The organism is Brevundimonas sp., assembly GCF_050729455.1.
Classification (GTDB): Bacteria; Pseudomonadota; Alphaproteobacteria; order Caulobacterales; family Caulobacteraceae; genus Brevundimonas.
In genome coordinates, this window is sequence record NZ_JBOHLI010000071.1 from 1 (window position 1) to 11,273 (window position 11,273).

Sequence of the window (11,273 nt, forward strand, 5' to 3'; positions counted from 1 at the left end):
CAGTAACAGAGACGCGAGAGCCCACGATCATGGCCACCGCTGCCGCAGCACACGACGATCATCACGATCACAAGCCGGGTTTCTTCACCCGCTGGTTCCTGTCGACGAACCACAAGGACATCGGTCTTCTGTACCTGTTGTTCGCTATCTTCACTGGTCTGGTGGGCGGCGCCCTGTCGGGCCTGATCCGCTGGGAACTGGCCGAACCGGGCATCCAGCTGTTCAAGGAAGGCACGATCATCCAGCAACTGGGGATCGTTGAGGCCTCCAAGCACGGCTATAACGTCACGGTCACGGCCCACGCCCTGATCATGGTCTTCTTCGTCGTCATGCCGGCGACCATGGGCGGCTTCGCCAACTACTTCACGCCGATCATGATCGGCGCGCCGGACATGGCCTTCCCGCGGATGAACAACATCTCGTTCTGGCTGCTGGTCGCGGCCTTCATCCTGCTGTGCATCTCCATGTTCGTCGACGGCGGCCCGGGCAAGGGCTTCGGCGGCGGCTGGACGGCCTATCCGCCGCTCTCCACCATGGGCCACACGGGTCCGTCGTTCGACCTGGCGATCTTCTCGCTGCACGTCGCCGGCGCCTCGTCGATCCTGGGCGCGATCAACTTCATCACCACCATCTTCAACATGCGCGCGCCGGGCATGACCCTGCACCGCATGCCGCTGTTCGCCTGGGGCGTGCTGATCACGGCCTTCCTGCTGCTGCTGTCGCTGCCGGTTCTGGCGGGCGCCATCACCATGCTGCTGACGGACCGTAACTTCGGCACCTCGTTCTTCGATCCGGCCGGCGGCGGCGACCCGGTGATGTACCAGCACCTGTTCTGGTTCTTCGGCCACCCCGAAGTCTACATCATGATCCTGCCGGGCTTCGGCATCATCTCGCACATCGTCTCGACCTTCTCGAAGAAGCCGATCTTCGGCTACCTCGCCATGGCCTACGCCATGGTCGCCATCGGCTTCATCGGCTTCATCGTGTGGGCGCACCACATGTACACCGTGGGCATGAGCATCAACCTGCGCGCCTACTTCGTGGCCGCGACGATGATCATCGCCGTCCCGACGGGCGTGAAGATCTTCAGCTGGATCGCCACCATGTGGGGCGGCTCCATCAGCTTCAAGACGCCTATGCTGTGGGCGATGGGCTTCATCTTCCTGTTCACCCTCGGCGGCGTGACCGGCGTGGTCCTGTCGAACGCCGGCATCGACTACAGCCTGCACGACACCTACTACGTCGTGGCCCACTTCCACTACGTGCTGTCGCTGGGCGCCGTCTTCTCGATCTTCGCGGGCTTCTACTACTGGTTCGAGAAGATGTTCGGCGTGAAGTACAACGAGTTCCTCGGCGCGACCCATTTCTGGATCATGTTCGTCGGCGTGAACCTGGTCTTCTTCCCGCAGCACTTCCTGGGTCTGCAAGGCATGCCGCGTCGTTACATCGACTATCCGGAAGCCTTCACCTACTGGAACCAGATCTCGTCGATCGGCTACCTGATCACCATCGTCGGCGTCGCCGTCTTCCTGGTGATGCTGGCTGAAGCTGCGATCCGTCGCCGCAAGGGCGAGGCCAATCCGTGGGGCGAAGGCGCCACCACCCTGGAGTGGACCCTCTCGTCGCCCCCGCCGCACCACCAGTTCAACGAACTGCCGGTGGTCAAGGCGGACAACCACTGATCCGAACCGGATAACCCTTGAGAGGCCGCCCTTTCGTAACCGGAAGGGCGGCCTTTGGCTTTTCATGACCCAGACTGAACGCCCCGATCGCGAAGCCCCGCTCGTCACGACCGCCCAGCCGGAAGACTTCTTCCAGCTGCTGAAGCCGCGTGTCATGTCGCTGGTGGTCTTCACCGCCGTGACCGGACTGGTGGTAGCGCCGGGCCACGCCAATCCCTTGCTGGCCGCCATCGCCGTCCTGTGCATCGCCGTGGGGGCCGGGGCCGCCGGGGCGCTGAACATGGCGCTGGAAGGCGAGACGGACGCCCTGATGCGGCGCACGCGCGGCCGCCCGGTCGCGGCGGGCCGCGTTCGCAAGAATGACGCCATGGCCTTCGGCGTCGTGCTGTCGATCTTTTCGGTCATGCTGCTGGGCATGACGACCAACTGGCTGGCCGGCGGCCTGCTGGCCCTGACCATCGTCTACTACGCCGGCTTCTATACCCTGCTGCTCAAGCGCCGGACGCCCCAGAACATCGTCATCGGCGGCGCCGCGGGCGCCTTCCCGCCGGTGATCGGCTGGGCGGCGGTGACGGGCGACGCGCCCTGGCAAGCCTGGCTGCTGTTCCTGATCATCTTCCTGTGGACCCCGCCGCACAGCTGGGCGCTCGCCCTCTATTCAGCCGGCGACTACGCCAAGGCGGGCATTCCGATGATGCCGGTGGCGCGCGGGGCCAAGTCCACCCGTCTGCAGATCCTGCTCTACACCCTGATCTTCGTGCCCGTGGCCATCGCTCCGGCCTTCCTGGGCTTGGGCGGCGTCATCTATCTGGCGGTGTCGGTGGCCGGCGGCGTCTTCTTCCTGGCCCTGGCGATCCGTCTGTGGCGCTCGCGCGCGGGCGACCAGCCGGACAAGGCCGAGGCGGTGGGGCGAGAGGCCGCATTGTATGACGTCCGCGCCGAGGCCAAACCGGCCCGGAACCTGTTCGCCTTTTCCATCCTGTATCTGATGGCGCTGTTCTCGGCCTTGCTGGTCGAGCAGCTGCCGGGCCTGGGAGCCTGATCCGCGTGACCCGTCCGAATTTCGTCAAACTCACCGAAGATCAAGTGCGCGCTCGCAAGCGCCGCAACGTCGCCATCGCCCTGGGCCTGGTCGGCTTCATCGTTCTGGTCTTCATCGTCACCGTGGTGAACCTTCAGCGCAACACCGAGGCCCGCAAGGCGGCCGAGGCGGCGGCTCTGGCCACGGTCGAACGCGCCGATCCCGCTTTGCCTGCCCCCGTCGCGCCCGCCCCGGAGGCCCCGGTCGCGGAGCCGGCGCAGTGAAGGACCGCAAGAACCTCATCGCCCTGATCTGCGCCGCCGTGGTCATGGGCATGACCGGGGCGGCTTTCGCCGCCGTGCCGCTGTATCGCCTGTTCTGCCAGGTGACCGGATTTGACGGCACGGTGATGAAGGCCGAAGCGGCGCCGACGCAGATTCTGGACCAGAGCGTCCTGATCCGTTTCGACACCAACGTCCGCGACCTGCCGATGACCTTCAAGGCCGAACAGGTCAGCCAGCGCGTCCGCATCGGCGAGACCGGCATGGCCTATTTCAACGTGACCAACACCTCGGACCAGCCGATCCACGCCACGGCCGCCTACAACGTCGTGCCCGAGCGCGCCGGTCCCTATTTCCAGAAGCTGCAGTGCTTCTGCTTCGAGGGGCAGGAAATCGCCCCCGGAGAGACCAAGGCCTTCCCGGTCCAGTATTTCGTCGCGCCCGAACTGGCGACCGACGCCGAGGCCAAGGGGGTGCGTGAAATCACCCTCAGCTACACCTTCTACCCCACCAAAGGCTTCCAGCAGGCCGCTTCCGGCCAATCCGCTGTTGGCAAAGCCGGATAGCGGGCGCTATAGCCCCTGATCTAACGACTCTCGCCTTCCAAGAGACCTGAGAATGGCCGACGCGCACGCGAAACCGCAACACGATTACCACCTGGTGGACCCGAGCCCCTGGCCGCTGATCTCGTCCATGGCCTGCGTGGTCATGTTCGTCGGCGCGGTCATGTGGATGAAGGGCCTGTTCGGCCTGCCTGAAGGCACCAAGTATGTCTTCTTCGCCGGTCTGGCGGGCGTGCTCTACGCCATGTTCGGCTGGTGGTCGGACGTCATCAAGGAATCCAAGAAGGGCGACCACACCCCGGTCGTCTCGATCGGCCTGCGCTACGGCATGGTGCTGTTCATCGCCTCGGAGGTGATGTTCTTCGTCGCCTTCTTCTGGATGTTCTTCGACATGGCGATCTTCAACGAGTCGCGCGCCATCATCCCCGAAGTCGGCAACTGGATGGACACGGGCAAGGCCTGGTCGACCTGGCCGCCCAAGGGCGTCGAGCTGCTGGACCCCTGGAGCCTGCCGCTGCTGAACACGGTCATCCTGCTGCTGTCGGGCACGACCGTCACCTGGGCGCACCACGCGCTGGCGGTCGGCGACCGCAAGGCCGCCAAGCTGGGTCTGCTGATCACCGTCCTGCTGGGCGTGCTGTTCACCGGCGTTCAGGCCTACGAGTATCAGCACATCATCCACGAGCACCTCTTCTTCAACGAAGAAGCCGCCCAGTCGGGGCTCTATGGCTCGATCTTCTTCATGGCCACGGGCTTCCACGGCTTCCACGTCCTGGTCGGCACCATCTTCCTGGCGGTCTGCCTGCTGCGCCTGCAGGCGGGCCAGATGACCCCGCAGAAGCACTTCGGCTTCGAAGCCGCCGCCTGGTACTGGCACTTCGTGGACGTGGTCTGGCTGTTCCTGTTCGCCTTCGTCTATGTCACCTTCGGGTGAAGACGGGCCAACCAGCCTCTGCACTTCAAACGGCGCGGGACGAACAGTCCCGCGCCGATTTGCTTGGCGGGCAGGCCATCCTGGCCGGTCTGAGAGGGCGGTGCCCCAACTGCGGGCAGGGGCGGCTGTTTCAGGGCTTCCTGAAGGTCCGCTCGACTTGCGAAACCTGCGGCCATGACCTCGCGTCGGTCGAGACCGGCGACGGCGCCGCCACCTTCATCATGCAGATCGCCGGCTTCCTGGTCGGGTTTTCGGCCCTGGCGGTCGAGATCGCCTGGCATCCCCCCATCTGGCTGCATCTGATCGTCTGGCTGCCGCTGGTCGCCGCCCTGGCCCTGGGCCTGATGCGGCCCGGCAAGGGGCTGATGACCGCCCTGCAGATGCTGAGAACCCGAGACCCGAAATGACCGCTGCCGCCCGCCCGCGCTTCCCCGTCGTCCTGACGGTCTTCGCCGTCCTTTTGCTAGGCGTCCTGCTGGCCCTCGGCGTCTGGCAGGTGCAGCGGATGCAGTGGAAGGAGGGCCTGATCGCCGCCGCCGAGGCCGCCGCCGATCTGCCGCCCCTGCCTCTGGCCGAGGCGCTGGCGCTTGACGACCCCGAGTTCCGCCGCGTCATCCTGACCTGCCGTGGTCTGGCGGCGGCGCCCTATGTCGAGCTGCAGTCCATCGAGAACAGCGACGCCGGCGTGCGTCTGGTTTCGGCCTGTGCGGTTGAAGGTGGGCCGACCCTGCTGGTCGATCGCGGCTTCGTCTCCGCCGAGATCTCAAGCCGTCCGCCGGTCAACGCCGCCGACACCATGCCCGTGGTCATCACTGGCGTCCTGCGCCGCGCCCCGGCCCCCAGCGCCCTGACGCCGCCTGCCGAAGGCCGCTTCTACGGCCGCGACGCCGAGGCCATGGCGCGCGCCCTCAAGGTCGAGGGGCCGGTGTCGCCCTTCACCGTCTTCGCGACCACCTCGACCAATCCCGACTGGGTCGCGCTGAAGCCCTCGGCGCCGCCCGCCGCCTTCGCCAACAGTCACCTGGGCTACGCCCTGACCTGGTTCGGTCTCGCCGCCGCCCTGATCGCCTTCTATGCGGTGCTGCTGCGCCGCCGCATGACCCGCAAGGACACTGAATCCTGACCGCTCGCCTGCACACCCTGTCGAACGGCGTCCGCGTCGTCTGCGACCCCATGCCCGGTCTGCGGACCTTCGCCCTGACCGTCGCAGTGCGCGGCGGGGCGCGGATGGAGGACGAGGCCCGCTCCGGCTGGTCCCACCTGCTGGAGCATCTGGTGTTCAAGGGGGCCGGCGACATGGGCGCGCGCGACATCGTCGAGCGCATCGAGGCCGAGGGCGGCTCGATCAACGCCGCCACCGGCTATGAGCGCACCAGCTTCGAGATCCGCGCCCTGCACGGCTCGCTGCCCCTGGCCATGCAGGTGGTGTCGGACCTGGTCTTCCGCCCCACGCTCGATCCGGCCGAGATCGTCCGCGAAAAGGACGTCGTGGCCCAGGAGATCGCCGAGGCCTTCGACACCCCCGACGACCACGTCTTCGAAATGGCCCAGACGCGGGCCTACGCCGGTCAATCGCTGGGGCGGCCGATCCTGGGCACGGTGGACAGCCTGGCGCCCGCCGACCGCGCCGCCGTGGCCCATTGGCGGGCCCAGCTCTATTCGCCCGACCGCATGGTGGTGGCCGTGTCGGGCGCGGTCGACGAGGACGAACTGCTGGCCCTTGCCGAGCGCTGGTTCGGCCAGGAGGCGGCGACGCCGCTGGATCCCCTCGCGCCCGCCGTCTTCGTCGGCGGTGAGGCCAGACTGACGCGCAAGATCGAGCAGGCCAATCTGGTCTTCCAGCTGCCGACCATGGGGGCGCTGGACCCACGTCTGCCGGCTCTGCGACTGTTCACCGAAATCCTCGGCGGCGGCATGGCCTCGCGCCTGTTCCAGAGCGCGCGCGAGGACCGGGGTCTGGCCTACGCCATCGACGCCTATCAGGAGGCCTATGAGGACGCGGGCCTGCTGGGGATCTATGCCGGGGCCGCCGCCGACCGCGCGGTCGAACTGGCCGAGGTCAGCGCCGCCGAACTGCTGGACCTGGCCGAGAAGGGGCCGACCGACGCCGAACTGTCGCGCGCCAAGGCCGTGCTGAACGCCACCCTGTGGATGGCCGACGAAAGCCCCGCCAGCCGCGCCGGCCGCAACGCCGCCCAGACCCTGATCTTTGGCGCGCCGGTCTCGTCCGAGGACAGCGCCGCCCGCATCCTGGCCCAGAGCGGCGACGACCTGCGCGCGGTGGGCCGAGCCATGGCCTCGGCCGGGCGGTCTGCCTCGGCGGTCCTGGGCCCCAGGGCGGCGGCGCCGGCGGGCGCGGCCTTCGCGGCGCGTCTGGCGGGTCGCTAAGTCGTGGCTGGCGTCGGCGGCGCTTCTCGCTAATCTGACGTCATGGCCCTGTTCGACTGGATGGCCGAGGCGACCGGACCGGTCCTGCGCGGACAGGGGGTCCTGTTGCGTCCGCCGCGTCCGTCGGACTACGCCGAATGGGCCGAGCTGCGCGGCGGCTCGCGCGACTATCTTCAGCCATGGGAGCCGGCCTGGGCCGAGGACGACCTGGCCCGGGCGGCCTTTCGTCGCCGCCTCGGCGTCTATGCCCGCGAGATGGAGCTGGGCACGGCCTGGCCCCTGTTCGTCTTCGATCCTGACGAAGAAACCCTGATGGGGGCGATCACCCTGTCCAACATCCGGCGCGGCGTGGCCGAGACGGGAACCTTGGGCTACTGGGTCGGCCAGCCTTATGCGGGGCAGGGGGTGGGCACGGAGGCGGCGCGGGCCATGCTGGGCTTCGCCTTCGGGGCGCTGAAACTGCACCGGGTGGAGGCGGCCTGCGTGCCCTCGAACCAGGCTTCGCGCCGCGTTTTGGAAAAGGCGGGGTTTCGCCATGAAGGACTGGCGAAAGCTTATTTGAAAATTAACGGCGTATGGGCAGATCATCTGCTGTTCGGCGTCATCGAGGACGAGTTCGTCCCTGACCCGACCGCGTCCAGTTCTTACACCCGGGAAACGCTTTGAGCACACGATCCAGAGCGCTGGCCTGGGACCCGACCACGGCGATCGAGGCGCTGGCCGCCGCCGACGCCGCGTTATGGATCTGGACGCCGTCGGAAGACCAGATCAGGTTCACCGGGGCGACCCGGTCGCTGGGCCTCGGCCCGCTGGCCCCCGAATGTTCCGGCGCGGCCTTCACCGCCCTGGCCATGCCGCAGGATCGGGCCCTGGCCGACCGGCTGTTGAAGCCCCAGGCCGAGGGGACCGAGATCGCCGTTCGCCTGCGGATGCGCGGCTGCGAAACCTGCCTGTGGCGCGGCGTCTGGCTGGAGGACGGCCTGCGCGCGGCGGGCGTCGTCGCCTTGGAGACCAAGTTCGCCGGGGCCGACCGGGACACGCTGACCGGCCTGCTGGACCGCCGCACCTTCCTGGTCCGCGTCGCCGAAACCCTGGCCCAGCCGGGCGATTATGAGCTGGTGGTGGCCGACGTCGATCGTCTGCGCCGCCTGAACGAGGCCCTTGGCCATGAGCGCGCCGATCTGGTGCTGTCGGCGCTCGGTTCGCGGCTAGCCGGGGCGTTTTCGCAGGACTGCTCGCCCGCCCGCATCGGCGAGGACGAGTTCGCCGTGCTGACCCGTCGCGGGGCCACGGGAGGCAGCGAACGGGTGCGCGAAGCTCTGGAACAGCCGTTGCGCGTCGCCGGCTTCGACATCTATCCCACCGTTTCCATCGGCGCGGTGGCGGCCGAGGGCGGACCGGACGCCCCCGACCCGGCCGAACTGCTGCGCCGGGTCGAACTGGCGGTGGAGCAGGCCAAGACGGCCGGGCGCGGCGGGGCGGCGGCCTATGGCCGGGCGCTGGAGTCTGACAGTCTGTCGCGCCTGGCGCTGGAAGCCGATCTGCGCAACGCCTTCGTGCGCGGCGAGATCGAGCCCTTCTATCAGCCCATCGTCAACCTGAAGACCGGCGCGGTCGCGGGCTTCGAGGCCCTGGTGCGCTGGCGCCATCCGCAGCGCGGTTTGGTGCCGCCCGACGACTTCCTGACCCTGGCCGACGAAATGGGCCTGATGAACGAGCTGGGTCTGCTGATGATGACCCAGGCCTCGCGTCAGCTGGCCGAGTGGCTGCATCGTCACCCCGGCGCGGGCAAGCTGTTCTGCAGCGTCAACCTGTCGGTCGGCGAGATCGAGCGCGACCATCTGGTTGAGGACGTGGCTCGCATCATCCAGGAGACCGGCCTGCCGCGCGGCGCGCTGAAGCTGGAAGTCACCGAGGGCGACATCATGCGCGACACCGCGCACGCCGCCGAGGTCCTGACCCGGCTGCGCGAGGCGGGGGCCAGCCTGGCGCTGGACGACTTCGGCACCGGCTTCTCGTCCCTGTCCTATCTGGCGCGTCTGCCCTTCGACACGCTGAAGATCGACCGCTACTTCGTTCTGACGATGAACAAGGACGAGGGCTCGGCCAAGATCGTCAAATCCGTGGTCAACCTGGGCCGCGACCTGTCGCTGGAAGTCGTGGCCGAGGGCGTCGAGAACGCCGAGCTGGCCGGTCTGCTGCTGGACGCCAGCTGCCACTACGGGCAGGGCTTCGGCTACGCCCCCGCCCTGCCGGCCCAGGAGGCCGAGGTCTATCTGAACGAATCCTTGGCCGACGGCACGGCGCCGATCAAGGCGCGCTCGGCGTAGAAGTCAGGCCCGGCCGCTCTGGCTGGACAGGCGGGCGGCGTCGACGCCCAGACCGGCCAGGGCGCGGGCCCACTTGGTCTCATAGTCGGCGTCGAAGATTAGCTCGGGATCGGCGTCGGCGGTCAGCCAGACATTCTCGCCCAGCTCCTCCTCCAACTGACCCTCGCCCCAGCCGGCGTAGCCCAGCAGCAGGATCGAGCGGCGCGGCCCGTCCTCAAGGTCGCTCATGGCAGCCAGGGCGTCGCGGGTGCCGGTCAGGGCCAGACCGTCGCCGAAGGTCATGGTGACGTCGTCATTGGCCCAGTCGTCGGTGTGCAGGACAAAGCCGCGCTCGCGCTCGACTGGCCCGCCGATCAGCACCGACCGTTCCGACATGGCGTCCGAGACGGGCGTATCCAGCTTCTTGAGCACTTCGGACAGGGTGACGCCCGGCGCGGGCTGGTCCAGCCGCAGCCCCATGGCGTGCTCGTCGTCATGGGCGCAGATCAGGATGACGGCGTGGCGGAAGCGGTCGTCGTCGATGCCCGGCATCGCCACCAGAAGACGCCCGGTCAGGGAGGAGAAGGCGATCATATCCCTATCATCGGATCATGACGCAGCCGGCGCAAGGCGCGCAGGGAACGAAGCCCGCTTGGCGATCCTTCTTCCCGTCTCTATCTGACGTTTTGAACGCCGCCCGGATTCCCCGGGCCCTTCAGCCCGGATTCCCCGGGCCCTTCAGCCCGGAGACCTTGCATGACCATCCAGATCGGCGACCGCATCCCCGACGCGACCCTGACCACCATGACCGCCGACGGCCCCAAGCCGGTCACCACCAGCGAGCTGTTCGCGGGCAAGACCGTGGCCCTGTTCGCGGTGCCGGGCGCCTTCACCCCGACCTGTTCGGCGCGCCACCTGCCGGGCTATGTCGACAACCGCGCCGACCTGGCCGCCAAGGGCGTGGACACCGTCGCCTGCGTGTCGGTCAACGACGCCTTCGTCATGGGCGCCTGGGCCCAGGCCAACGACCTGAACGGCACGGACGATGTGGTCATGCTGGCTGACGGCAACGGCGACTTCACCCGCAGCGTCGGCCTGGCCCTGGACGCCAAGGGCTTCGGCATGGGCGAGCGCTCGCAGCGCTATTCCATGCTGGTCAAGGACGGCGTGGTCGATCAGCTGAACATCGAACAGGGCGGCGAGTTCAAGGTGTCGTCGGCCGAGCACCTGCTGGCCCAGCTCTGATCCGGCCGGTCATGGGCTGATCCATGACCGACGTCTTCACCCCGGAAAAACGCAGCGCGGTCATGCGCCGGGTGAAGGGGCGCGACACCGCGCCCGAATGGAAGGTCCGGCGGATGCTGCGCGCCGCCGGGATCGGCTACCGTCTGGGCGGCTGCGGCCTGCCCGGACGGCCCGACGTGGTGATGAAGGGGCGAAAGGTCGCCGTCTTTGTCCACGGCTGTTTCTGGCATGGCCACGACTGCCCGCGCGGCGCGCGAAAGCCGCAGGCCAACGCCGACTACTGGACCGCCAAGATCGAGCGCAACCGCGCGCGCGACGCCCGCGCCGAGGCGACGCTGGCCGCCGCGGGCTGGCGGGTGGTGACGGTATGGGAATGCCGTCTGCGCGCGCCGGACTTCGCCGAGGAACTGCTGGCGGAGGTCCGGGGCGAGGCTTTCGCTCAGGCCGCCGCGCTGTCGGCGGCTGCGCCAGGGTCGGCCAGCACCTGAGACAGGGCGCCGAGCAGGGAGCCCGGCGTCAGCGGCTTGGACACGAAATAGTTCATCCCGGCGGCGGTGGAGGCGGCGATGTCCTCGGGCGCCGTGTCGGCGGTGACGGCGATGACCGGCGTGGCGGCGTTCAATCCGCCCCCGGCGCGCAGCCGCCGCGTGGTCTCGCGTCCGTCCAGTTCCGGCATCCGCACATCCATGAAGATGACGTCGAACGGCGCGCCCTCGCAGGCCTGAAGCGCGGCTAGGCCGTCTTCAGCCATGGCGATTTCGCAGTCGATGGACTGAAGGATCAACTGGATGGCGCGACGGTTGATGGCGTGGTCATCGACCACAAGCACCCGCAGCGCGCCCTCGGAAGA

14 protein-coding genes are annotated in these 11,273 nt (G+C 68.1%); 12 read left to right on the top strand and 2 right to left on the bottom strand.

Annotated features, from left to right (window positions below):
- Positions 1-29: 29 nt before the first annotated feature.
- The 10 genes from ctaD (at position 30) to ACREEF_RS14405 (ending at position 9,199) form a co-directional block, all read left to right on the top strand.
- Positions 30-1,682 (top strand): cytochrome c oxidase subunit I, encoded by a 1,653-nt coding sequence (gene ctaD / locus ACREEF_RS14360; protein WP_431566264.1) that lies wholly within the window; start codon positions 30-32, stop codon positions 1,680-1,682.
- Between the two features lie 64 nt (positions 1,683-1,746).
- Complete coding sequence (locus tag ACREEF_RS14365) at positions 1,747-2,724, top strand: heme o synthase (protein WP_431566252.1); 978 nt, start codon at positions 1,747-1,749, stop codon at positions 2,722-2,724.
- Between the two features lie 5 nt (positions 2,725-2,729).
- Positions 2,730-2,987: a hypothetical protein gene (locus tag ACREEF_RS14370; RefSeq protein WP_431566253.1), complete on the top strand. Its 258-nt coding sequence runs from the start codon at positions 2,730-2,732 to the stop codon at positions 2,985-2,987.
- 44 nt (positions 2,988-3,031) lie between these two features.
- A complete protein-coding gene (locus tag ACREEF_RS14375) occupies positions 3,032-3,550 on the top strand; it encodes a cytochrome c oxidase assembly protein (protein WP_431566265.1) in 519 nt (172 codons plus the stop codon).
- Between the two features lie 52 nt (positions 3,551-3,602).
- The gene (locus ACREEF_RS14380; RefSeq protein ID WP_431566254.1) at positions 3,603-4,481 is read left to right on the top strand and encodes a cytochrome c oxidase subunit 3; all 879 of its coding nucleotides are present in this window, start codon (positions 3,603-3,605) and stop codon (positions 4,479-4,481) included.
- Positions 4,482-4,540: 59 nt separating this feature from the next.
- Positions 4,541-4,888 (top strand): DUF983 domain-containing protein, encoded by a 348-nt coding sequence (locus ACREEF_RS14385; protein ID WP_431566255.1) that lies wholly within the window; start codon positions 4,541-4,543, stop codon positions 4,886-4,888.
- Positions 4,885-5,604: an SURF1 family protein gene (locus tag ACREEF_RS14390; protein WP_431566256.1), complete on the top strand. Its 720-nt coding sequence runs from the start codon at positions 4,885-4,887 to the stop codon at positions 5,602-5,604. Before ACREEF_RS14385 ends, ACREEF_RS14390 begins: the two co-directional genes overlap by 4 nt.
- A 50-nt stretch (positions 5,605-5,654) precedes the next feature.
- Complete coding sequence (locus tag ACREEF_RS14395; RefSeq protein WP_431566257.1) at positions 5,655-6,869, top strand: M16 family metallopeptidase; 1,215 nt, start codon at positions 5,655-5,657, stop codon at positions 6,867-6,869.
- A gap of 42 nt (positions 6,870-6,911) precedes the next feature.
- Positions 6,912-7,535, top strand: coding sequence for a GNAT family N-acetyltransferase (locus ACREEF_RS14400; RefSeq protein ID WP_431566258.1), 624 nt, complete (start codon positions 6,912-6,914; stop codon positions 7,533-7,535).
- A complete protein-coding gene (locus tag ACREEF_RS14405; RefSeq protein ID WP_431566259.1) occupies positions 7,532-9,199 on the top strand; it encodes a putative bifunctional diguanylate cyclase/phosphodiesterase in 1,668 nt (555 codons plus the stop codon). Before ACREEF_RS14400 ends, ACREEF_RS14405 begins: the two co-directional genes overlap by 4 nt.
- 3 nt (positions 9,200-9,202) lie before the next feature.
- Here ACREEF_RS14405 and ACREEF_RS14410 read toward each other — a convergent pair whose 3' ends face one another.
- Complete coding sequence (locus ACREEF_RS14410) at positions 9,203-9,772, bottom strand: YqgE/AlgH family protein (RefSeq protein ID WP_431566260.1); 570 nt, start codon at positions 9,770-9,772, stop codon at positions 9,203-9,205.
- Between the two features lie 162 nt (positions 9,773-9,934).
- On the opposite strand from ACREEF_RS14410, the gene ACREEF_RS14415 reads away from it, so the two are divergent.
- Together ACREEF_RS14415 and ACREEF_RS14420 are read left to right on the top strand one after the other, a co-directional pair.
- Complete coding sequence (locus tag ACREEF_RS14415) at positions 9,935-10,423, top strand: peroxiredoxin (protein ID WP_431566261.1); 489 nt, start codon at positions 9,935-9,937, stop codon at positions 10,421-10,423.
- A gap of 23 nt (positions 10,424-10,446) precedes the next feature.
- Positions 10,447-10,911 carry a very short patch repair endonuclease gene (locus tag ACREEF_RS14420; protein ID WP_431566262.1) on the top strand — a complete coding sequence of 155 codons (465 nt, stop codon included), beginning with the start codon at positions 10,447-10,449 and terminating at the stop codon, positions 10,909-10,911.
- Here the strand turns inward: ACREEF_RS14420 and ACREEF_RS14425 are convergent.
- Positions 10,863-11,273: response regulator (locus ACREEF_RS14425; protein ID WP_431566263.1), on the bottom strand; the 411-nt coding region annotated here is incomplete at its 5' end. The genes ACREEF_RS14420 and ACREEF_RS14425 overlap by 49 nt on opposite strands.